The organism is Pseudomonas sp. 2822-15, assembly GCF_002742515.1.
In the GTDB taxonomy this organism is placed as follows: Bacteria; Pseudomonadota; Gammaproteobacteria; order Pseudomonadales; family Pseudomonadaceae; genus Aquipseudomonas; species Aquipseudomonas salomonii.
This window is the reverse complement of sequence record NZ_LJRY01000187.1, coordinates 573,860-594,520: the sequence shown is the minus strand read 5'-3', so window position 1 is coordinate 594,520 and position 20,661 is coordinate 573,860. Positions and strand designations below refer to the sequence as shown.

Genomic DNA, 20,661 nt, shown 5'->3' with positions numbered 1-20,661 from the left:
GACCGCGATCCAAATGTGGGAGCGGGCTTGCCCGCGATAGCGCCAGTACAGACAACGCAGACTGACTTAGTCTTCCAGCAGCTCTTCAGCCTGACCCAGGATGTTTTCCAGGGTGAAACCGAATTCTTCGAACAACGCTGGCGCCGGCGCCGACTCACCGTAGGTGGTCATGCCGATCACGCGGCCTTCCAGGCCCACGTACTTGTACCAGTAGTCGGCGTGAGCCGCTTCGATGGCGATACGCGCGCTGACCTGCAACGGCAGAACCGATTGCTTGTAGTCCGCGTCCTGGGCTTCGAACAGGCTGGTGCACGGCATGGACACCACGCGCACATTGCGGCCCTGGGCGGTCAGCTTGTCGTAGGCTTGAACCGTCAGGCCGACTTCGGAACCGGTGGAGATCAGGATCAGCTCCGGCTCGCCGATGCAGTCTTTGAGCACATAACCGCCACGGCTGATGTTGGCGATCTGCGCGTCGGTACGCACCTGGTGTTGCAGGTTCTGACGCGAGAAGATCAGCGCCGAAGGGCCGTCCTTGCGCTCGATCGCGTGCTTCCAGGCCACCGCGGATTCCACCGCGTCGGCTGGGCGCCAGCAATCGAGGTTCGGCGTGGTACGCAGGCTGGTCAGTTGTTCGACCGGCTGGTGCGTCGGGCCGTCTTCGCCCAGGCCGATGGAGTCGTGGGTGTACACATGAATCACACGCTTCTTCATCAGCGCGGCCATACGTACCGCGTTACGCGCGTATTCCATGAACATCAGGAAGGTCGCGCCGTAAGGCACCAGGCCGCCGTGCAGGGACACGCCGTTCATGATGGCGCTCATGCCGAACTCGCGCACACCGTAGTACATGTAGTTGCCGCTGGCGTCTTCGGCCGAAACACCTTTGCAACCTTTCCACAGGGTCAGGTTGGAACCGGCCAGGTCAGCCGAACCGCCGAGGATCTCAGGCAGCAATGGGCCAAAGGCGTTCAGGGTGTTCTGGCTGGCTTTACGGCTGGCGATGGTCTCGCCCTTGGCCGCGACTTCGGCGATGTAGGCCGAGGCTTTTTCCGAGAAGTCGGCAGGCAGGTCACCGGCCAGGCGACGTACCAGCTCGTTGGCCAATTCCGGGAATTCGGCGGAGTAGGCAGCAAAACGCTGGTCCCACTCGGCTTCGGCGGCCAGGCCTTTTTCCTTGGCGCTCCACTCGGCGTAGATGTCCGCCGGGATTTCGAACGGGCCGTGGTTCCACTTCAGCGCTTCGCGAGCCAGGGCGATTTCCGCGTCACCCAATGGGGCGCCGTGGCAGTCTTCTTTACCTTGCTTGTTCGGCGAGCCGAAACCGATGATGGTCTTGCAGCAGATCAGGGTCGGCTGCTCGCTCTTGCGGGCGGTGTCGATGGCGGTCTTGATCTCTTCCGGATCGTGGCCGTCAACGTTGCGGATCACTTGCCAGTTGTAGGCTTCGAAACGCTTTGGCGTGTCGTCGGTGAACCAGCCTTCGACTTCGCCGTCGATGGAGATGCCGTTGTCATCGTAGAAAGCAATCAGCTTGCCCAGGCCCAGGGTGCCGGCCAGGGACGCGACTTCGTGGGAAATGCCTTCCATCATGCAGCCATCACCCAGGAACACATAGGTGTGGTGGTCGACGATGTCGTGGCCAGGGCGGTTGAACTGCGCGCCCAATACTTTTTCAGCCAGAGCGAAGCCCACGGCGTTGGCCAGGCCTTGACCCAGCGGACCGGTGGTGGTTTCGACGCCCGGGGTGTAACCGAATTCCGGGTGGCCCGGCGTGCGGCTGTGCAGCTGGCGGAAGCTCTTGAGGTCATCGATGGTGACGTCGTAGCCGGTCAGGTGCAGCAGCGAGTAGATCAGCATCGAACCGTGGCCGTTGGACAGCACGAAGCGGTCACGGTCGGCGAACGACGGGTTGCTCGGGTTGTGTTTCAGGTAGTCACGCCAAAGTACCTCGGCGATATCCGCCATGCCCATCGGGGCACCGGGATGGCCGCTGTTGGCTTTTTGCACGGCATCCATGCTGAGGGCACGAATGGCGTTGGCACGCTCACGACGGCTGGGCATCGCTGATCTCCTGGGGTTTGAATAGAAGAAACGGAAAAAAGGACCGGCATTTTCCCTCAGCCACCGCCTGCGGGCAATGACAGATAGTCACTTGAAGGTGTTTTTCCTGAGGTTTGCCCGCCATTGGCTTGCAGAAACGGCCCACCGCTTCGCCTAAAGGTTATAGCGGCGGCTTATAACGACCGATTATCGACCAATATCAAAACTTTTTGATATTGGCCTTGCGAGGATTTCCACCCGTCACTAGACTGCTGGCCTTATGAACCTACCTGTGCCTTCCTTGCGTCCCGACGACAGCGATGAGCTGGCTGCCTTATGCAAGGCCGCCGGTGATCCGTTGCGCCTGAACGTGCTGCGCGCACTGGCCAACGACTCTTTTGGCGTGCTGGAACTGGCGCAGATCTTTGCCATCGGCCAATCCGGCATGAGCCACCACCTTAAGGTGCTGGCCCAGGCCGAGCTGGTCGCCACACGCCGAGAAGGCAATGCGATTTTTTATCGTCGCGCCCTGCCCCACACCGAGTTGCTCGGCGGCAAGTTGCACGCCGCCCTGCTCGACGAGGTAGACAGTTTGGGCTTGCCCAGCGACGTGCAGTCGCGCATCAGCCAGGTCCACGGGCAACGCGCCGCCGCCAGCCAGGACTTTTTCTCACGGGTAGCCGAGAAGTTTCGCGCCCAACAGGACCTGATTGCCGGTTTGCCCCAATACCGCGAAAGCGTACTGGCGCTGTTGGACAAGCTGAGCTTCAGTGATGAGGCGACGGCGCTGGAAGTCGGCCCCGGCGACGGTGGCTTCTTGCCGGAACTGGCACGCCGCTTCAAGCAGGTGACGGCGCTGGACAACAGCCCGGCAATGCTTGAGCTCGCGCGCCAGCTGTGCGAGCGCGAAGCGCTGCGCAACGTCAGCCTGCAGTTGGCCGACGCGTTGAATGACACCAGCCTGCGGGCCGATTGCGTGGTGCTGAACATGGTCCTGCACCATTTCGCCGCCCCCGCCGAAGCCCTCAAGCAGATGGCGAATTTGCTGCAACCGGGCGGCAGCCTGCTGGTCACAGATTTATGCAGCCACAACCAGAATTGGGCCAAGGAGGCCTGCGGTGATCTCTGGTTGGGTTTTGAACAGGACGATCTGGCCCGTTGGGCCACCGCTGCGGGACTCGTTCCCGGGGAAAGCCTCTATGTAGGTTTACGTAATGGTTTCCAGATCCAGGTCCGCCACTTTCAGCGACCGACTGGCGACACTCACCATCGGTAAATATCAGGAAAACATCGAGATGAGCGAATACTCCCTTTTCACCTCCGAGTCCGTGTCTGAAGGGCATCCGGACAAAATCGCCGACCAGATTTCTGACGCGGTGCTGGACGCCATCATTGCTGAAGACAAGTTCGCCCGTGTGGCGTGCGAGACTCTGGTGAAAACGGGCGTGGCGATCATCGCCGGTGAAGTCACCACCACCGCCTGGGTCGACCTGGAGCAGATCGTTCGTGACGTGATCACCGACATTGGCTACAACAGCTCCGACGTCGGCTTCGACGGCGCCACCTGCGGCGTGATGAACATCATCGGCAAGCAGTCCCCCGACATCAACCAGGGTGTGGACCGCGCCAAGCCTGAAGATCAGGGCGCCGGCGACCAGGGCCTGATGTTCGGCTACGCCAGCAACGAAACCGACGTGCTGATGCCAGCACCGATCACCTTCTCGCACCAGTTGGTACAGCGCCAGGCCGAAGCGCGTAAATCCGGCGTGCTGCCGTGGCTGCGCCCGGACGCCAAGTCCCAGGTCACCTGCCGTTACGAAGGCGGCAAAGTGGTGGGCATCGACGCCGTTGTACTGTCGACCCAGCACAACCCGGACGTGTCCTACGCCGACCTGCGTGAAGGCGTGATGGAGCTGATCGTCAAGCACGTGCTGCCTGCCGAACTGCTGACCAAAGACACCCAGTTCCACATCAACCCGACCGGCCAGTTCATCATCGGTGGCCCGGTGGGCGACTGTGGCCTGACCGGCCGCAAGATCATCGTCGACAGCTACGGCGGCATGGCCCGTCACGGCGGTGGCGCGTTCTCGGGTAAAGACCCCTCCAAGGTTGACCGTTCGGCGGCCTACGCCGGTCGTTACGTGGCCAAGAACATCGTCGCGGCCGGCCTGGCCGAGCGTTGCGAGATTCAGGTTTCCTACGCGATCGGTGTGGCCCAGCCTACGTCGATCTCGCTGAACACCTTCGGCACCGGCAAGATCAGCGATGACAAAATCGTCAAGCTGGTGCGTGAGATCTTCGACCTGCGCCCGTACGCCATCACCACCATGCTCGACCTGCTGCACCCGATGTACCAGGACACCGCAGCCTACGGCCACTTCGGTCGCACCCCTGCACAGAAGACTGTCGGCGACGACACCTTCACCACTTTCACCTGGGAAAAAACCGACCGCGCCAACGACTTGCGCACAGCCGCCGGCCTGTAAGCACGCGTTGCACCAAAAGCCCCGCCGGGTTCGCCCGGCGGGGCTTTTTATGGCCTGCGCATTTAAAGCGGCACAGAAGCAGCTCAACAAAGGTTGTAACAAACTGGCTGGCTGCCAGACCAAGGTCGATGCCAAGCAACAAACACAGGACGCCAAGCTGGAAACGAACGACGCTGTGAAGGCATTGGGCGGCCTGTTCAGGTAACTGGAAACACCCGGTAAAAAGCCCCGCCCTGCCGGGGCTTTTTTGTGCCCGCCGGGATCCCTTAGGCTGGGCGTCCCTTCCGAGCAAGGATGCTCATGATGCGTTTACTGATTGCCCTTGTACTCAGCGCCCTGTCATTTCTGGCCTGGGCCGAGGAATGCCCCGAAGAGGCACGCTTACAGGTCGGCACCCTGGCCGAACAGATCAAGCTGTGGGATGACAGTTACCACCGGCTCGGTCAGTCTCCGGTCAGCGACGAACTATACGACCAGGCCCGACAACGCCTGGCGCAGTGGCAGGCGTGTTTTGCGCCAACACAGTCGACGGCGGACAACCCGCTGGCAGGTGCGCGTGGTACACAGCCGCATCCGGTCGCTCATACCGGCCTGGAAAAGCTGGTGGATGAAGAGGCCGTCGGTGAGTGGCTCAAGACACGCCAGGACGTCTGGGTGCAGCCCAAGGTCGACGGCGTTGCGGTGACGCTGGTGTATCGCAAAGGCCGCCTGAGCCAGCTCATCAGCCGTGGCGACGGCCTGCTCGGTCAGGATTGGACAGCCGCTGCGCGCAAGATCCAGGGCATTGTCCAGCAACTGCCCGAACCCATCGACCTGGTGCTGCAAGGCGAACTCTATTGGCGCCTTGACGATCATGTGCAGTCCGAACACGGCGGGCTCAGTGCGCGCAGCAAAGTGGCCGGGCTGATGAATCGCCGACAGTTAAGTGAGGCCGAGGCTTCCAGGATCGGGCTATTCGTCTGGGCCTGGCCCGAAGGCCCGGCAGACTTCAGCACGCGGCTGGCCACCCTCGCGCGATGGGGCTTCACCGACAGCCGTCGCTACAGCCACCCCGTGCAAAACCTCACTGAAGCCGCGCATTGGCGCAGTTACTGGTACAACCATCCGCTGCCCTTTGCCAGCGATGGCGTGGTGTTGCACCAGGCCCTGCACGCACCCGCCAAGCGCTGGCAGGTCGGCGCGCCGTATTGGGCGGTCGCGTGGAAGTACCCGGTAACCAGGGCTTTGGCGCTGGTGCGCAAGGTGCAGTTCAAGATCGGCCGCACGGGGCGTATCACGCCCATTCTGGAACTGGAGTCGGTGCGGCTGGACGACCGGCAAATCCGCCGTGTCAGCGTCGGCTCCTTGAAGCACTGGCATGCGCTGGACATCCGCCCCGGCGATCAAGTTTCCATCAGCCTTGCCGGCCAAGTGATTCCGCGGTTGGAGCAGGTGATCCTGCGCAACGAGACCAGGGTGGCGGTGCAGGTGCCGGATGCGCGCAACTTCCACGCGTTGAGTTGCTGGCAACTGGACCCTGGCTGCGAGGAGCAATTGCTCGCGCGCCTGACCTGGCTGAGCAGCAATCAGGGCCTGGCCCTGCCCTACATGGGCCGGGAAACCTGGAACGCATTGATTCAGGCCGGTCTAATCGCAGGCATTCTCGATTGGTTAACCCTGGATGCGGCAGAGCTTGCTAACATTGACGGCTTCGGTGATCGCCGCCGGGCCCGAGTGCTCGACAGCCTGCAAAGCGCGCGGCAACGGCCCTTTGCACAATGGCTCAAAGCCCTGGGCGTACCGCCTTCGGCGCGCAACGATCTGGAGGGCGGCTGGCAGGCGCTGGCCGCCAAAGACACGCAAGCCTGGCTGGCCACCGACGGCATTGGCCCGGGCCGCGCAGCGCAACTGAGCGCTTTTTTTCGCGACCCACACGTAAAAGCGTTAGCTGAAACATTACGCGTGGCAGGGATTGACGGGTTTTAAGCCCAGCCCAGCCACTTTTAACCCGGCAGAATTCACCCTGCCATCCAATTGCGACCTTGGAGCCCCACATGAAATTTCTAGCCCCACTTGCCTTGTTGACCACCGTAACCTGGGCGAGCATGCCGCTGCTGGCCGCCGAAGAAGTGCCGGAACTCACCGGCTGCGCCGCCAAGCGCCAGGCCATCAGCGCACAAATCGAACAAGCCAAGGCTCATGGCAACAGCGAGCAACAGGCCGGCCTGGAAAAAGCCCTGAGCGAAGTCACCACCCACTGCACCGATGCGTCCCTGCGCAAAGAACGCGAAAACAAGGTGCTCGACGCCAAGCACGAGGTCAGCCGCCGTCAGGCCGACCTCGACAAGGCGATGAAAAAAGGCGATGCCGAGAAAATCAACAAACGCAAAGACAAGCTGGCTCAGTCACGCAAAGAACTGCAGGAAGCTGTCGACGAGCTCGACAAGTAAAACCGGTCAGTGGTCGCGAAACTGTTTATGGCAAGCCGTGCAGGCATCTTCGACTTTCTGCACCGCAGGCCCCAGGTTGCTGACCTTGTAGGGCTGCACCTGGCTTGCGATCACCAATTCACCGGTGGCCGCTTCAAGGTTTCGGGCCAGCTCCTGGAAACGTGCCTGCTGTTGCCACACCGTGTCCTTGGCGCTGGTGTGATCTTCCTCACGCACGCTCGGGAAATGCTTCCACGGTTCGTGGGACAACGCATCGAGCTTGACCGCGCCTTCGGCGAACTTCGCGCCGTCGAACGGGATACGCCCACGCAGCATGCCGCCCAAGTCTTCGCCGGTCTTGAGCATCTGCTTGAAGATGGCCTTGCGTTGGCCCAGCGGCGAATTCGGGTCGACACCGCCGCAGGCGGACAAAGTCAGGCAGGCCAGCAATACCACGGTCAGTTTTTTAAAAGTCATGATGGCTTCAGGGTCACGGGAAACGGCGGCCAGTATCCTCGCCCCGCCCGCAAAGACCAATAGCCCTATTAATAATAAGGGTTGCCCAAATGCGCTGCGGCGCAGGCAACCGCTTCAGGAATTACGTGTATGAATGTCACCTTGAAACGCTGGAGCCGCCGAATGGTGTGGGCTCTGCCGATGGTTGCGCTGCTGGCCGGTTGTGATGGCGGCAAAGACGCCGGCAAAAAAGATGAAGCGCCCAAGCCCCATGCCGTTGCCACTTATGTCAGTGCACCGTGGGAAGCGCTGCCGGCGGTGTCCGATAGCGACCTGCTGGCCGGGTTTGAATCCTGGCGCAGTGCCTGTCAGCGCCTCAAGGCTGATCCGGTATGGGGTGCGACCTGTGCTGCCGCCGCCACCGTACCGGGCGATGCCGTGGCCGTGCGCGGTTTTCTCAAGGAACGCCTGGATGTGTTCGGTCTGCGCTCGGCCGACAACACACCCAATGGCCTGATCACCGGCTACTACGAGCCGGTCTACCCCGGCAGCCTGACCGAAACCGCCACTGCCCATGTGCCGGTGTACGGCGTGCCGGATGACTTGATCATCGTCAACCTGGAAAGCATCTACCCGGAACTCAAGGGCAAGCGCCTGCGCGGCCGCCTCGAGGGCCGCGTGCTCAAGCCGTATGACGATGCCAGCACCATCAACGGCCAGGGCTCCACCGCCAAACCCATTGCCTGGCTGACCAACCCCATGGACCTGCAGTTCCTGCAGATCCAGGGCTCGGGGCGTATTCAACTGGCCGGTGGGCGCCAACTGCGCGTCGGTTATGGTGACCAGAATGGCTACCCGTACCGCCCGATCGGCCGTTGGCTGGTGGAACAAGGCGAGCTGAAAAAAGAGGACGTGACCATGGGCGCCATCAGCGCCTGGGCCAAGGCCAACCCGCAGCGTATTCCGCAATTGTTGGCAAGCAACCCCAGCTACGTGTTCTTCAGCGCCCGCCCGGACAGCAACGAAGGCCCGCGTGGTTCACTGAACGTGCCGCTGACGGCGGGTTACAGCGTGGCGGTGGACCGCAAGGTGATTCCGCTGGGCAGCCTGTTGTGGCTGTCGACCACTAAGCCTGACGGCTCACCGATTGCCCGACCCGTGGCAGCCCAAGACACGGGCGGAGCGATCACTGGCGAAGTGCGTGCAGACTTGTTCTGGGGCACCGGTGACGCGGCGGGTGAGCTGGCGGGGAATATGAAGCAGCAGGGGCAGATCTGGATGCTGTGGCCCAAGGGCGCGGCGTTGCCCCACGTGCCGGATGCGCCAGCCGGTTCTTGAATAACGCAGAAGATCACATGTGGGAGCTGGCTTGTGTGGAGGCATATGTGGCGAGCGGGCTTGCCCCGCGTTGGGCTGCGCAGCGGCCCCAATAAGAGCAACGAGTTCTTTCAGAAAGAGCTCAGTGCCTGTTTTAGGGCTGCTTCGCAGCCCAACGCGGGGCAAGCCCGCTCGCCACAACAAGCCCGCTACCCTATTGAATGTGCGTAATACCTCTAGATCGACACAAAGAAGAAACTCGCAATCAACGCCATCCCTACCGCCCACACCAGTGAACGCAGCATCGCCCAGTCGGCCAGGTAGCAAATGATGTACAGCAGCCGACTGGTGATAAACAGCACCGCCAGCACATTGATGGTCACCAGCGACGCCGTACCGGCCAGGTGCGCGATGATCACTGCCGCGGCAAACGCAGGCGTCACTTCAAAGCTGTTGAGTTGGGCGTTGTGGGCGCGCTTGGCCACGCCTTCGACGGTATCCAGGAAGGCACGCGGATCGTGGTTATGCCGCGGGCCGAACTTGCCGCCGCTGAACTTGGCCACCCCCGTGCACAGGTAAGGCAGGAATATTGCGATCAACACACACCAGAAAGCGGCCGTCATGATGGATTCCTTTTTTTGTTTTAAATAGAAATTAGAGTTTTAGCACTATCACTGCAAAATCGCACTCACCGGCTATGAACCGAAGCGCGCCGAAAGGTTCTATCGCGCTTTTAGCCGGTGCCTTGAAACATCCCGTTGCTGTTGCGGTCCATCCCAGCAATAACGACCTTCCCTCACTTCCAAGGACCTCGGATGCTTGAACTTGTCGCCGCCTTTATTTGCCTTACCACGCTGCTCACCTATGTGAACTACCGATTTATCGGCCTGCCGCCCACCATCGGCGTGATGGTCACGGCCCTGCTGTTTTCCCTGATTCTGCAAGGCTTGAGCCTTATCGGCTATCCAGGATTGGAAGAGCGTATCCAGCAGTTGATCGGCCAGATCGACTTCGGCGACTTGCTGATGAACTGGATGCTGTCGTTCCTGCTGTTCGCCGGCGCCTTGCACGTCAACCTCAACGACCTGCGCAGCTATCGCTGGCCCATCGGCCTGCTGGCGACCTTCGGCGTATTGATCGCCACCGTGGTCATCGGCAGCCTGGCGTATTACATCTTTGCCCTGTTCGGCTGGCACGTCAGCTTCCTCTACTGCCTGCTGTTCGGCGCGCTGATCTCACCCACCGACCCGATTGCGGTGCTGGGCGTACTGCGAACCGCCAACGCATCGAAGCCGCTTAAAACCACCATCGTCGGCGAATCGCTGTTCAACGACGGCACGGCGGTGGTGGTGTTTACCGTACTGCTGGGCATCGCACAGCTGGGCGAAACACCCACCGTCGGCGCCACGGCCATGCTGTTCGCCCATGAAGCGATCGGTGGCGTGGTGTTCGGCGGGCTGATCGGCTACCTGGTGTACCTGATGATCAAGAGCATCGAGCAGCACCAGATCGAAGTGATGCTGACCCTGGCGCTGGTGATCGGCGGTTCGGCAATGGCGACCGAACTGCACGTCTCGGCGCCGATTGCGATGGTGGTGGCCGGGCTGATTATCGGCAACCTGGGCCGCAAGCTGGCGATGAACGACATGACCCGCCGCTACCTCGACGGTTTCTGGGAGTTGCTCGATGACATGCTCAACGCCCTGCTGTTTGCCCTGATAGGCATGGAGCTGCTGCTGTTGCCGTTCAACTGGTTGCACGTACTGGCCGCCAGCTTGCTGGCCGTGGCGATCCTGGCCTCACGCCTGCTGACCGTGGCCCCGGCAATCCTGTTGCTGCGCCGCTGGCGCACGGTGCCACGCGGCACTATCCGCATTCTCACCTGGGGCGGTTTGCGCGGCGGCGTCTCGGTCGCACTGGCGCTGGCCCTGCCGCTTGGCCCGGAACGCGACTTGCTGCTGAGCATCACCTACATCGTGGTGCTGTCGTCGATCCTGTTGCAGGGTTTGAGCATCGGCAAGCTGGTCAAGCATGTGACCAAGGGTGAGCCCCAGGCCACGCCCGAGGTTCACTGATCCTTTTTGATCTGCTGCGGATGTCTGGGGTCCGCAGCAGCCTTGCCCGGCAAGCTGCTCTCACTGCGAATCTGCGCATGGCTGATCAGCGCAAAAATAAAACTGCCGCCGATGATATTGCCCGCCAGGGTCGGCCCGGCGAACACCAGCCAGAAGTCCTTCCACGGCAGCTCGCCAGCGAACACCAGGTACGACACTTCCGCCGAGCCGACGACGATGTGGGTGAAGTCCCCCAGCGCCATGAGGTAGGTGATCAGGATAATGATGAACATCTTCGCGCTTTCCATGGACGGGATCATCCACACCATGGTGGCGATCATCCAGCCGGAAATAATGCCTTTGGCGAACATCTGGCCGGGGTCGTTTTCCATGACCTTGCGGCCGATTTCGAGGAAGGCCATGTCGGTCTTGGTGTCGAAGATCGGCAGGTGCAGCATCACGTAGGCCACCAGCAAGGTGCCGCACAGGTTGCCCACCAGCACCACCGTCCATAACCGCAACAGGCGGCCGGCATTGGCCAGCGTCGGCTTGCTCATTACCGGCAGCACGGCGGTCAGGGTGTTTTCAGTGAACAATTGCTGGCGCGCGAGGATGACCGCAAGAAAGCCCGCGCAATAACCAAAGCTGGCGATCACCTTGAAACCTTCGCCATCCGGCAGGCGCGAGTTGAGCAACCCCATGCCCATCAGCGACAGGCCCATGGTCAGGCCCGCCGCCAATGCCGACCACCACAACGCAGCAACATTGCGCTCCAGTTCCTGGTCGCCCTGGGTGCGGATTATTTCGTGCAGAACCGCCGCGCGGGGCGGTTGGTTGTCGTCGACGTCCTGTTGCTCTTCCTGCGACAGGTTGGGGGTTTTGCCGTCTGTTTGCGTGGCCATGGTTTTACCTGAACAAGGGGATGCTGTTCAGGTACGACCCGTCTTCATTCGCGAGCGTTCAATGCCCGCCGACGCAGGCCGTGCAGTTACTCATCCTGAAACTGGTCTTTCACATACTTGATTTCAGTACGCCCGTGCGGTGCCGGCAAACCGTCTTCGCCCAGGTTGACGAAGACCATTTTCTCCACAGTGAGGATGCTCTTGCGGGTGATCTTGTTGCGCACTTCACAGGTCAGGGTGATGGAGGTGCGGCCGAACTCGGTGGCGGTGATGCCCAATTCGATGATGTCGCCCTGACGCGAGGCGCTGACGAAGTTGATTTCGGAGATGTACTTGGTCACCACGCGCTGGTTGCCCAATTGAACAATCGCGTAGATCGCCGCTTCTTCGTCGATCCAGCGCAGCAGGCTACCGCCGAACAGGGTGCCGTTGGGGTTGAGGTCTTCGGGTTTTACCCATTTGCGAGTGTGGAAGTTCATGGTCACTCCAAAGCGTCTTGCGAAATGATGGGCAACATCATGGCAGAGCCCGCGCCCAAGCTCTATGCGCCATTGCCTATCACGCCCATGCACGATCTGCATGCGGCCGACAGAAAGGCTTGGGAAGTGCCGCGCACACGGCTATAATCGCCACCGCTTCAAAACGGTCATCTTCGATTGATACCGTTCTCCCGCCACCTGTCCGAGGGGCGCTGCAGCAGGTTCAACCTGTCAGGCTCGGATGGGGCGTTGTCCGGCCTGGTTAGCCAGCTGGATACTAAACGCACAACGGCGCCCATTCGCACACTACGAATGGAGGCTCTTCATGAGCGCTGTAATCACGCCTGCAGGTTTTACCGACTACAAAGTCGCCGACATGTCCCTCGCTGCCTGGGGCCGTCGCGAAACCTTTATCGCCGAATCCGAAATGCCAGCCCTGATGGGTCTGCGCCGCAAGTACGCCGCTGAGCAGCCGCTCAAAGGCGCGAAGATCCTCGGCTGCATCCACATGACCATTCAGACTGCCGTGCTGATCGAAACCCTGGTTGCCCTGGGTGCCGAAGTACGCTGGTCGTCCTGCAACATTTTCTCGACTCAAGACCAGGCCGCTGCTGCTATCGCGGCTGCCGGCATCGCGGTTTACGCCTGGAAAGGCGAAACCGAAGAAGAGTACGAGTGGTGCCTGGAGCAAACCATCCTCAAAGATGGCAAGCCATGGGACGCCAACATGATCCTCGACGACGGCGGCGACCTGACCGAGCTGCTGCACAAGAAGTACCCGCAGATCCTTGACCGTGTTCACGGCGTGACCGAAGAAACCACCACCGGCGTACACCGCCTGCTGGACATGCTGGCCAAGGGCGAGCTGAAAATTCCGGCCATCAACGTCAACGACTCGGTGACCAAGAGCAAGAACGACAACAAGTACGGCTGCCGTCACAGCCTCAACGATGCCATCAAGCGCGGCACCGACCACCTGCTGTCGGGCAAGCAAGCCCTGGTGATCGGCTACGGTGACGTGGGCAAGGGTTCGTCCCAGTCCCTGCGTCAGGAAGGCATGATCGTTAAAGTCTCCGAAGTTGACCCGATCTGCGCCATGCAAGCCTGCATGGACGGCTTCGAAGTGGTTTCGCCGTTCATCAACGGCCAGAACGACGGCACCGAAGCGAGCATCGACAAAGCCCTGCTGGGCAAGATCGACCTGATCGTGACCACCACCGGCAACGTGAATGTTTGCGACGCAAACATGCTCAAAGCCCTGAAAAAGCGCGCTGTTGTCTGCAACATCGGTCACTTCGACAATGAAATCGACACCGCTTTCATGCGCAAGAACTGGGCATGGGAAGAAGTGAAGCCGCAGGTACACAAGGTTCACCGTACCGGTGCTGGCGATTTCGACCCGCAGAACGACGACTACCTGATCCTGCTGGCCGAAGGCCGCCTGGTTAACCTGGGCAACGCCACCGGCCACCCAAGCCGCATCATGGACGGCTCGTTCGCCAACCAGGTCCTGGCGCAGATCTTCCTGTTCGGTCAGAAGTACGCCGACCTGTCGCCGGCCCAGAAAGCCGAGCGCCTGACCGTGGAAGTATTGCCGAAGAAACTCGACGAAGAAGTGGCCCTGGAAATGGTCCGCGGCTTCGGCGGCGTTGTGACTCAACTGACCAAGACCCAGGCCGACTACATCGGCGTGACCGTTGAAGGTCCGTTCAAGCCGCACGCTTACCGTTACTGATATGCCTGCTGCCTGCTCTCTCTGCGAGAGCGGGCTTTTGTGGGAGCGGGCTTGCTCGCTCCCACATTAAATCGGTGCATGACTTGCGGTTTTATGAGTTTCCAAGGGTGTTAACCATGTCCCAAGACCGTCGCTACAGCTTCGAGTTTTTCCCGACCAAGACCGATGCTGGGCATGAAAAACTGATGGCGACTGCCAAGCAGTTGGCCAGCTACAACCCCGACTTCTTCTCCTGCACCTACGGCGCCGGCGGCTCGACCCGTGACCGCACGATCAACACCGTGCTGCAGCTCGAAAGTGAAGTCAAAGTTCCCGCCGCTCCGCACTTGTCGTGCGTGGGCGACAGCAAGGCCGACCTGCGCAGCCTGCTGACCCAATACAAACAAGCCGGCATCAAGCGCATCGTCGCCCTGCGCGGCGACCTGCCATCCGGCATGGGCATGGCCAGTGGTGAGCTGCGCTACGCCAATGACCTGGTGAGCTTCATCCGTGAAGAAAGCGGCGATCACTTCCATATCGAAGTGGCGGCTTACCCGGAGATGCACCCACAGGCGCGTAACTTCGAAGACGATCTGCAGAATTTCGTGCGCAAGGCCAATGCCGGCGCCGACAGCGCGATCACACAGTACTTCTTCAACGCCGACAGCTACTTCTACTTCGTCGAGCGTGTACGGGCCATGGGTGTGAACATCCCTATCGTGCCGGGCATCATGCCGATCACCAACTACAGCAAGCTGGCGCGTTTCTCCGACGCCTGCGGTGCTGAAATCCCACGCTGGGTGCGCAAGCAACTGGAAGCTTATGGCGATGACGTCAAGAGCATCCAGGCGTTCGGCGAGCAGGTCATCACGCAGATGTGTGAACAATTGCTGCAAGGTGGCGCACCCGGGCTGCACTTCTACACCCTGAACCAGACCGAACCCAGCCTGGCGATCTGGAACAACCTCAAGCTGCCACGCTAAGGCTGGCTTGGTAATGCCGAGGCCCTCGTTTATACGAGGGCCTTTTGCTTTTAATGCGCCACATCAACTTGCCCGCGAATGCGTGTGCCAGAGCTTCTCTTTAGCGCAGGAGCATCGTAACCTCAGGGTATGCCCGTCATCCTCAAGCTGTTGACCACTGTGCTTTTTACTTGCCTGAGCTTCACCGCTTACGGCGAGAAATTGCGCATTGTCACCGAGCCTTGGGCACCTTATGTGTACGAAGACAACGGCAGCATGCGCGGCCTGGATTACGAAACCACGATGATCGTGTTCCAACGCCTGGGGGTGGATGTAGAGTGGCAATTCCTGCCCTGGAAACGTTGCCTGGCCATGCTGGATCAAGGCCACGCCGATGGCGCGCTGGATATTTTCCACAGCCATGAGCGCGACGCCTTGCTGCTTTACCCCAGCGAACCGTTGTCGGCTGTCGAGTTCGTGCTGTTCTATGCCAACGACCGCCCTCATCCGGCCCAGACCCTCAATGACCTGCGCGGGCTGACGGTCGGCACGTCGCCGGGCTATCTGTATGGCGAGGCCTTCAGCGAATCCACCCTGTTCGACCGCGAGCCGGCGCCCAGCCATGAGGCCAACTTCGGCAAACTGTCGTTGGGTCGTATTGACCTGGTGATTACCGACCGTCGCGTCGGCCAGCATGTGATCAAGGCCATGGGCCTGGAAGGCAAGGTCAGCCAGGCGCCGCTGGTGGTCAGCCGCCAACCGCAATTTTTGGCTGTGCGCCGGGGCGCCGGCATGGACCTGCTGGTGCAACGCTTTGCCGCCGAGCTCAAGCGCTTCAAGCAAGAACCTGCGTACGCGGCCTTAAGCGCCAAATATGGGGGAATCCAAGCAATAACGGCCTTCGAACACACCGTTGAGCAGCAGGAAAGCGGCGCGCCGTGATTGCTCTGTTATACTCCGGCCTTTCCGCCAGGCTCACGCCCGGCCGCTGAGGTCTTGAAAAAGGCACCTAACCCAGCTACTGCGCAGCTTTCAGCCCGCGCGAGCCGGTGGAGTGCCCGCCAGACGCAGCAGGACCGGACGGGGTTGCGCTCCCCTAAGCGCCATTCACGCCCGGCAAGATTATCCCTTTGGGCCAAGCCCTAACTAAAACAGGATTACTCATGTCCTTTGCTTCCCTCGGTCTCTCCGAGGCTTTAGTCCGCGCCATCGAGGCAGCGGGCTATACCGAGCCTACTCCGGTGCAACAGCGGGCCATTCCCGCCGTGTTGCAAGGTCGCGACCTGATGGTTGCGGCGCAGACAGGTACTGGTAAAACCGGTGGTTTCGCCCTCCCGATTCTGGAGCGGTTGTTCCCCAACGGTCACCCGGACAAATCCCAGCGTCACGGCCCGCGCCAACCGCGCGTACTGGTCCTGACCCCAACCCGCGAACTCGCCGCCCAGGTGCACGACAGCTTCAAGCTGTACGCCCGCGACTTGAAGTTCGTCAGCGCCTGCATCTTCGGCGGCGTCGGCATGAACCCACAGGTTCAGGCCATGTCCCGTGGTGTTGACGTGCTGGTCGCCTGCCCAGGTCGTTTGCTTGACCTGTGCGGCCAAGGCAGCGTCGACTTGTCCCACGTGGAAATCCTCGTGCTGGACGAAGCCGACCGCATGCTCGACATGGGCTTTGTCCATGACGTGAAAAAGGTCCTCGCCCGCCTGCCGGCCAAACGTCAGAACCTGCTGTTCTCGGCAACGTTCTCCCAGGACATCACCGCCCTGGCCGGCAAGCTGCTGCACAACCCGGAACGCATCGAAGTCACGCCGCCGAACACCACGGTCGAGCGTATCGAGCAACGCGTGTTCCGTCTGGCCGCCAGCCACAAGCGCTCGCTGCTCGCGCACCTGATCACCCACGGCGCGTGGGAACAGGTACTGGTGTTTACCCGCACCAAGCACGGCGCCAACCGCCTGGCCGAGTACCTGGACAAGCACGGCCTCACCGCCGTCGCCATCCACGGTAACAAGAGCCAGAACGCGCGCACCAAAGCCCTGGCCGACTTCAAGGCCGGCACCGTACGCATCCTGGTTGCCACCGATATCGCCGCACGCGGCCTGGATATCGACCAATTGCCACACGTGGTCAACTTCGAGCTGCCGAACGTCGATGAAGATTACGTGCACCGTATCGGCCGTACCGGCCGTGCCGGTCGTTCGGGCGAGGCCATTTCCCTGGTCGCTCCGGACGAAGAAAAACTGCTGAAAAGCATCGAGCGCATGACCAAGCAGAAAATCGCCGACGGCGACCTGATGGGCTTCGACTCCAGCGCCGTGGAGGCCGAAAAGCCTGAAGCGCGCGAGCGTCCGGACGTGCGTAACCCACGCAACCCACGTGGTCCGAAGGGCGATGGCCCGAACGGCGGCGGTGGCGGCGGTGGCCGTCGCGACAAGGGCAAAGACAAAGGCGGCAAGGAAAAAGCGCCCACCAACGGCCGTGGCGAACGCCCGGCCCGTGAGCAGAAGCCCCGTGAAGGCACCCCGGCCCGCGAACAGCGCCAGCCGAGCCAGCCGCCACGCGCCGCCGCCGACCGCGCCCCGGACGAGTTCCTCGACGATGACGTGGATAACTTCGGTAACCGCGTTGACTACGTGCCCCAGGCCAAGCCGGCCCAAGGCCGTGGCCGCCGCCCAGGTGCACCGGCACAGGGTGCGGGCGCAGGCACCGGCGCTCCACGTGGCGGCCAGCCACAGGGTGGTCGTCAAAATGGCCCACGCAACAGCAGCGGCGGTACCACCGGTACGCCACCTGCCAAGCGCAACGGCCCGCGCAATGGCGCACCCCGTGACGGCCAAGCCCGTCGCGAAGACTCGCGCAGCAACAACCGCCGCCCGGCCCGTGACGACCAGCCACGCTTGTCGGAACCCGCCGTGCAGAACCCGCGGGGTGGCCCGGCGCCGAAAATCATCCACAAGGAGTCGAAAGCGGATCGCTTCCCGACACCTGAGCAGCTGGATCAACTGCCAGGCCGTCCTCGTGGTGAAAAACCTGCGTTGCTGACCCGCAACCGCTGAGTTTTCGACGCTAACAAAAACGCCCCGATTAGTCGGGGCGTTTTTGCATCCAGGCAATAGCTTATTGATCAGCCACTTCACCGGCCTTATGAAAAAGTTTGGCGAAGATCATCCAGCGACCGTCAACTTTCATCAGGTTCAAATAATCAACCATCACGTTATTGAACAAGCGCAAGCGCACTTTGACGATGGCCATTTCCGGCGACATCACGTCAATCATCAATACCTCATCAAGCTGCGGAAAACCGCCTTCCTGCGGCGACTTTCGGCCTTGAACCATGGTCCGGTATTCATCGAACGGCCGCACGACCACGGTCGAGTTCTGTGCGCTGTATAACACGCAGCCACGATGAAAGACTTGATCGAACGTATTCAAATCCTGAGTTTGCAACACACTAAAGTAATCGTTCAGAAACGCTTGAATCTCATCAATCATGGCGCACAACTCCCGAAAGTTTCAACACGGTGTTATTTGAATAAATAACTTGCCGCCATTATTGATAGCCCACTCATTTCACGTATAGCGGCTATTATTAGGCTTTTCTGTGAAAGGAATTCACACTTTGAAACTGCCTCCCCTTGCCGCGCTGCGTGCTTTCGAGGCCTTGGCCCGACTGGGCAAAGTGAACCTGGCCGCCCTCGAACTGCACGTGACCCACAGTGCCGTCAGCCATCAGATTCGCGCCCTTGAAGATTACCTGGGCCTCGCGTTGGTCATGCGCAACAAGCGCACGCTGATGCTGACGGATGAAGGCCGCGTGTATGCCTACCAGATCCGGCAGGGGCTGGGCGAGATCGCCGGGATCACCGAAAAGCTGATGGCAAAAACCAGGCACCCACAACTGACCGCTTCGGTGCTGCCTTCCTACGCCATGCACTGGTTGTTGCCGCGCCTGCATGATTTCAGGGCGGCTCACCCCGAACTGCACTTGCGGCTGGAGTCGAGCATGGAGTTCGCCAGCTTCGAGCAAGGCCCGCTTGATTGCGCGATTCGCTTCGGCCATGGCCAGTGGCCGGATGTGCATTGCGAAACGTTGATGGGCGACTCATTGCTGGTGGTCGCCGCCCGCGACTTCAACCACGGCGTGCTGCCGGACACGGCGCAAGCCGTCCTTGAGCAGCCATTGCTGCATGCCAGTGAGAGTTGGCCGATCTGGCTGGGCGCTGCCGGTATCGAAGGGCAACGTCCGCAAGCGCCGCTGGAGTTCACCGATTCCACATTGATGCTCGAAGCCGTACGGCTGGGGCACGGCGTCGCGCTGACCCGCCGCTCCATTGCCCATGCGCTGATTCAACGGGGGGAACTGGTCCGGCTCACCGACATTGAACCGGCACACACTTCACGCTACTACCTGGTCTGGCCCGCCGGCAGCAAACCTTCGGCGCAACTGACGTTGTTGCATAACTGGCTCAAGGACCAAGTGAAGACGTATCAAGAAAGCCTTTAAACACGGCACAGCAAAACGCCGACCCTGAGGTCGGCGTTTGGCGTTTGAAGCAGCGAAATAATTACTTCGCTTTCACACCTTCAAAAGTCACGTACAGCTCAACAGTGTTGGACGCTGGGCCCAGGTCCATCTGCTTGCCGAAGTCCTGACGGTTGAAGCTGGTGGTGCCTTCAAAGCCGGCACGGTAGCCGCCCCATGGATCCTTGCCTTCGCCCAGGAACGTGGCCTTGACCACGATCGGCTTGGTCACGCCGTGGAAGGTCAGGTCGCCGGTCACGTCGGCAGTGACTTGGCCCGCAGCATTTTTACCGGTGGTTTTGACACTGGTGGAGACGAACTTGGCATCGGCAAACTTGCCAACGTCCAGGAAGTCTTTGCTGGCGATGTGCTTGTCACGTTCGGCGTGGTTGGTGAATACGCTGGCGGTACGGACGTTGAACTCGATTTTGCTGTCTTCAGGCTTGGCGGCGTCAAAGCTGAACTTGCCGTCCAGGTCCTTGAACGTACCGGTGATGAAGCTGTAGCCCAGGTGGCTGATTTTGAAGTCAACGAAGGCGTGCTGGCCTTCCTTGTCGACAACATAGTCAGCGGCCATCGCCGAACCTGCGGACAGCAGAGCAGTACCGATTGCCAGAGCGGCGAGAGTCTTTTTCAACATGCTTTCTATTCCTTGTGAGTCGAGGTTGAACATCAGGCTTTGCGTCCCAGCATTCGCGTCAGGGTCGCATCACGATCGATAAAGTGGTGTTTAAACGCAGCTACGCCATGCAAACCGGCGAAGACCACCAACACCCAGGCGAGGTACAAATGCACCACACCGGCGGTGTCTGCCTGGTCCGGTAGCCCGGAAACCACGGCAGGAATCTCAAACAGGCCAAACACCGGGATACCGACACCATCTGCGGTGGAAATCAGGTAACCGGCGATCATCACGGCAAACAGCCCGAGATACAGAAACGCGTGGCCGAACGCAGCGCCAATACGCGTCATTCGGCTGTAGCTGGCCAACGGTGGTGGCGGCGGGCTGACAATGCGCCAGACGATACGCACCAGCATGATGGCGAACAGCGTAATGCCAATGCTCTTGTGCAGGTCGGGCGCGTCTTTGCGCCAGGCACTGTAGTAGTCGAGGCCGACCATCCACAGGCCCAGCGCGAACAAACCGAACACCACCAGGGCTACGCCCCAGTGCAAAACAATGCTGACCCAACCATAACGGGCCGATGAATTACGTAGCTGCATGTCCCAAATCCCGTAAGAACTGTGCCCAAGACTAGCGATTTACCTATCGAATTAAAGCGGAAAATTTCGCTTTGAAATATCGAGAAATACGATC

The 20,661-nt window shown here is 60.7% G+C and carries 20 protein-coding genes and 1 riboswitch; of the genes, 12 read left to right on the top strand and 8 right to left on the bottom strand.

Annotated features, from left to right (window positions below; all coding sequences use genetic code 11):
- Window positions 1–66 precede the first annotated feature (66 nt).
- Window positions 67–2,064: a transketolase gene (gene tkt / locus AOA59_RS17595; RefSeq protein WP_065929476.1), complete on the bottom strand. Its 1,998-nt coding sequence runs from the start codon at window positions 2,062–2,064 to the stop codon at window positions 67–69.
- A 259-nt stretch (window positions 2,065–2,323) separates the two neighbouring features.
- Between tkt and AOA59_RS17590 the strand changes: the two genes are divergently transcribed.
- The 5 genes from AOA59_RS17590 (at window position 2,324) to AOA59_RS17575 (ending at window position 6,958) form a co-directional block, all read left to right on the top strand.
- Window positions 2,324–3,319, top strand: a complete 996-nt coding sequence (locus tag AOA59_RS17590; protein WP_058420733.1) for a metalloregulator ArsR/SmtB family transcription factor — start codon at window positions 2,324–2,326, stop codon at window positions 3,317–3,319.
- 19 nt (window positions 3,320–3,338) lie between these two features.
- Complete coding sequence (metK, locus tag AOA59_RS17585; RefSeq protein WP_056857738.1) at window positions 3,339–4,529, top strand: methionine adenosyltransferase; 1,191 nt, start codon at window positions 3,339–3,341, stop codon at window positions 4,527–4,529.
- Window positions 4,530–4,578: 49 nt separating this feature from the next.
- Window positions 4,579–4,734 carry a hypothetical protein gene (locus AOA59_RS32415; protein WP_158235253.1) on the top strand — a complete coding sequence of 52 codons (156 nt, stop codon included), beginning with the start codon at window positions 4,579–4,581 and terminating at the stop codon, window positions 4,732–4,734.
- A 95-nt stretch (window positions 4,735–4,829) separates the two neighbouring features.
- Window positions 4,830–6,494, top strand: a complete 1,665-nt coding sequence (gene ligB, locus AOA59_RS17580; RefSeq protein ID WP_099488483.1) for an NAD-dependent DNA ligase LigB — start codon at window positions 4,830–4,832, stop codon at window positions 6,492–6,494.
- Window positions 6,495–6,562: 68 nt separating this feature from the next.
- On the top strand, window positions 6,563–6,958 hold the full coding sequence (locus tag AOA59_RS17575) for a DUF1090 domain-containing protein (RefSeq protein WP_065929479.1): 396 nt from the start codon (window positions 6,563–6,565) through the stop codon (window positions 6,956–6,958).
- 6 nt (window positions 6,959–6,964) lie between these two features.
- Here the strand turns inward: AOA59_RS17575 and AOA59_RS17570 are convergent, their stop codons facing one another.
- Window positions 6,965–7,414, bottom strand: a complete 450-nt coding sequence (locus AOA59_RS17570; RefSeq protein ID WP_099488481.1) for a cytochrome c — start codon at window positions 7,412–7,414, stop codon at window positions 6,965–6,967.
- Window positions 7,415–7,543: 129 nt separating this feature from the next.
- Here AOA59_RS17570 and AOA59_RS17565 point away from each other — a divergent pair, with 129 nt between their 5' ends.
- Window positions 7,544–8,731, top strand: a complete 1,188-nt coding sequence (locus AOA59_RS17565) for a murein transglycosylase A (RefSeq protein WP_069786979.1) — start codon at window positions 7,544–7,546, stop codon at window positions 8,729–8,731.
- A 215-nt stretch (window positions 8,732–8,946) separates the two neighbouring features.
- On the opposite strand, the gene AOA59_RS17560 is transcribed toward AOA59_RS17565, so the two are convergent.
- Window positions 8,947–9,333 (bottom strand): MAPEG family protein, encoded by a 387-nt coding sequence (locus AOA59_RS17560; RefSeq protein WP_099488479.1) that lies wholly within the window; start codon window positions 9,331–9,333, stop codon window positions 8,947–8,949.
- A gap of 192 nt (window positions 9,334–9,525) precedes the next feature.
- Between AOA59_RS17560 and AOA59_RS17555 the strand changes: the two genes are divergently transcribed.
- Window positions 9,526–10,785, top strand: coding sequence for a sodium:proton antiporter (locus AOA59_RS17555; protein WP_065929482.1), 1,260 nt, complete (start codon window positions 9,526–9,528; stop codon window positions 10,783–10,785).
- Here the strand turns inward: AOA59_RS17555 and AOA59_RS17550 are convergent.
- On the bottom strand, window positions 10,779–11,666 hold the full coding sequence (locus AOA59_RS17550) for a formate/nitrite transporter family protein (RefSeq protein ID WP_065929483.1): 888 nt from the start codon (window positions 11,664–11,666) through the stop codon (window positions 10,779–10,781). The two genes, AOA59_RS17555 and AOA59_RS17550, sit on opposite strands and share 7 nt — an antisense overlap.
- A gap of 86 nt (window positions 11,667–11,752) precedes the next feature.
- Window positions 11,753–12,145, bottom strand: a complete 393-nt coding sequence (locus AOA59_RS17545) for an acyl-CoA thioesterase (RefSeq protein WP_016977737.1) — start codon at window positions 12,143–12,145, stop codon at window positions 11,753–11,755.
- 198 nt (window positions 12,146–12,343) lie between these two features.
- A riboswitch (S-adenosyl-L-homocysteine riboswitch) is annotated at window positions 12,344–12,449 on the top strand.
- Window positions 12,450–12,470: 21 nt separating this feature from the next.
- Between AOA59_RS17545 and ahcY the strand changes: the two genes are divergently transcribed.
- The 4 genes from ahcY to AOA59_RS17525 all read left to right on the top strand — a co-directional run bounded on the left by ahcY (window position 12,471) and on the right by AOA59_RS17525 (window position 17,877).
- On the top strand, window positions 12,471–13,880 hold the full coding sequence (gene ahcY / locus AOA59_RS17540; protein WP_056857730.1) for an adenosylhomocysteinase: 1,410 nt from the start codon (window positions 12,471–12,473) through the stop codon (window positions 13,878–13,880).
- A 116-nt stretch (window positions 13,881–13,996) separates the two neighbouring features.
- Window positions 13,997–14,842 carry a methylenetetrahydrofolate reductase [NAD(P)H] gene (metF, locus tag AOA59_RS17535; protein WP_017139413.1) on the top strand — a complete coding sequence of 282 codons (846 nt, stop codon included), beginning with the start codon at window positions 13,997–13,999 and terminating at the stop codon, window positions 14,840–14,842.
- A gap of 129 nt (window positions 14,843–14,971) precedes the next feature.
- Complete coding sequence (locus AOA59_RS17530; RefSeq protein ID WP_068931614.1) at window positions 14,972–15,763, top strand: ABC transporter substrate-binding protein; 792 nt, start codon at window positions 14,972–14,974, stop codon at window positions 15,761–15,763.
- 221 nt (window positions 15,764–15,984) lie between these two features.
- Window positions 15,985–17,877: a DEAD/DEAH box helicase gene (locus AOA59_RS17525; protein ID WP_017139415.1), complete on the top strand. Its 1,893-nt coding sequence runs from the start codon at window positions 15,985–15,987 to the stop codon at window positions 17,875–17,877.
- A 61-nt stretch (window positions 17,878–17,938) separates the two neighbouring features.
- Here the strand turns inward: AOA59_RS17525 and AOA59_RS17520 are convergent, their stop codons facing one another.
- Entirely contained in the window at window positions 17,939–18,313 is a 375-nt protein-coding gene (locus AOA59_RS17520) for a nuclear transport factor 2 family protein (protein ID WP_056857726.1), read from the bottom strand.
- A gap of 127 nt (window positions 18,314–18,440) precedes the next feature.
- Between AOA59_RS17520 and AOA59_RS17515 the strand changes: the two genes are divergently transcribed.
- The gene (locus AOA59_RS17515; protein ID WP_056857725.1) at window positions 18,441–19,325 is read left to right on the top strand and encodes a LysR substrate-binding domain-containing protein; all 885 of its coding nucleotides are present in this window, start codon (window positions 18,441–18,443) and stop codon (window positions 19,323–19,325) included.
- A gap of 61 nt (window positions 19,326–19,386) precedes the next feature.
- Here the strand turns inward: AOA59_RS17515 and AOA59_RS17510 are convergent, their stop codons facing one another.
- Entirely contained in the window at window positions 19,387–19,983 is a 597-nt protein-coding gene (locus AOA59_RS17510; protein ID WP_065912164.1) for a YceI family protein, read from the bottom strand.
- Between the two features lie 32 nt (window positions 19,984–20,015).
- On the bottom strand, window positions 20,016–20,567 hold the full coding sequence (locus AOA59_RS17505; protein WP_065912166.1) for a cytochrome b: 552 nt from the start codon (window positions 20,565–20,567) through the stop codon (window positions 20,016–20,018).
- Window positions 20,568–20,661: the final 94 nt, after the last annotated feature.

What these genes read in the sequence shown, in the direction of transcription:
- AOA59_RS17505 (WP_065912166.1), bottom strand. Translation starts at nt 20,567, where the DNA reads ATGCAGCTACGTAATTCATCGGCCCGTTATGGTTGGGTCAGCATTGTT.
- AOA59_RS17570 (WP_099488481.1), bottom strand. Translation starts at nt 7,414, where the DNA reads ATGACTTTTAAAAAACTGACCGTGGTATTGCTGGCCTGCCTGACTTTG.
- ligB (WP_099488483.1), top strand. Translation starts at nt 4,830, where the DNA reads ATGATGCGTTTACTGATTGCCCTTGTACTCAGCGCCCTGTCATTTCTG.
- AOA59_RS17545 (WP_016977737.1), bottom strand. Translation starts at nt 12,145, where the DNA reads ATGAACTTCCACACTCGCAAATGGGTAAAACCCGAAGACCTCAACCCC.
- AOA59_RS17590 (WP_058420733.1), top strand. Translation starts at nt 2,324, where the DNA reads ATGAACCTACCTGTGCCTTCCTTGCGTCCCGACGACAGCGATGAGCTG.
- AOA59_RS17525 (WP_017139415.1), top strand. Translation starts at nt 15,985, where the DNA reads ATGTCCTTTGCTTCCCTCGGTCTCTCCGAGGCTTTAGTCCGCGCCATC.
- metF (WP_017139413.1), top strand. Translation starts at nt 13,997, where the DNA reads ATGTCCCAAGACCGTCGCTACAGCTTCGAGTTTTTCCCGACCAAGACC.
- AOA59_RS17575 (WP_065929479.1), top strand. Translation starts at nt 6,563, where the DNA reads ATGAAATTTCTAGCCCCACTTGCCTTGTTGACCACCGTAACCTGGGCG.
- AOA59_RS17560 (WP_099488479.1), bottom strand. Translation starts at nt 9,333, where the DNA reads ATGACGGCCGCTTTCTGGTGTGTGTTGATCGCAATATTCCTGCCTTAC.
- ahcY (WP_056857730.1), top strand. Translation starts at nt 12,471, where the DNA reads ATGAGCGCTGTAATCACGCCTGCAGGTTTTACCGACTACAAAGTCGCC.
- AOA59_RS17520 (WP_056857726.1), bottom strand. Translation starts at nt 18,313, where the DNA reads ATGATTGATGAGATTCAAGCGTTTCTGAACGATTACTTTAGTGTGTTG.
- metK (WP_056857738.1), top strand. Translation starts at nt 3,339, where the DNA reads ATGAGCGAATACTCCCTTTTCACCTCCGAGTCCGTGTCTGAAGGGCAT.
- AOA59_RS17550 (WP_065929483.1), bottom strand. Translation starts at nt 11,666, where the DNA reads ATGGCCACGCAAACAGACGGCAAAACCCCCAACCTGTCGCAGGAAGAG.
- AOA59_RS32415 (WP_158235253.1), top strand. Translation starts at nt 4,579, where the DNA reads ATGGCCTGCGCATTTAAAGCGGCACAGAAGCAGCTCAACAAAGGTTGT.
- AOA59_RS17530 (WP_068931614.1), top strand. Translation starts at nt 14,972, where the DNA reads ATGCCCGTCATCCTCAAGCTGTTGACCACTGTGCTTTTTACTTGCCTG.
- AOA59_RS17555 (WP_065929482.1), top strand. Translation starts at nt 9,526, where the DNA reads ATGCTTGAACTTGTCGCCGCCTTTATTTGCCTTACCACGCTGCTCACC.
- AOA59_RS17510 (WP_065912164.1), bottom strand. Translation starts at nt 19,983, where the DNA reads ATGTTGAAAAAGACTCTCGCCGCTCTGGCAATCGGTACTGCTCTGCTG.
- AOA59_RS17565 (WP_069786979.1), top strand. Translation starts at nt 7,544, where the DNA reads ATGAATGTCACCTTGAAACGCTGGAGCCGCCGAATGGTGTGGGCTCTG.
- tkt (WP_065929476.1), bottom strand. Translation starts at nt 2,064, where the DNA reads ATGCCCAGCCGTCGTGAGCGTGCCAACGCCATTCGTGCCCTCAGCATG.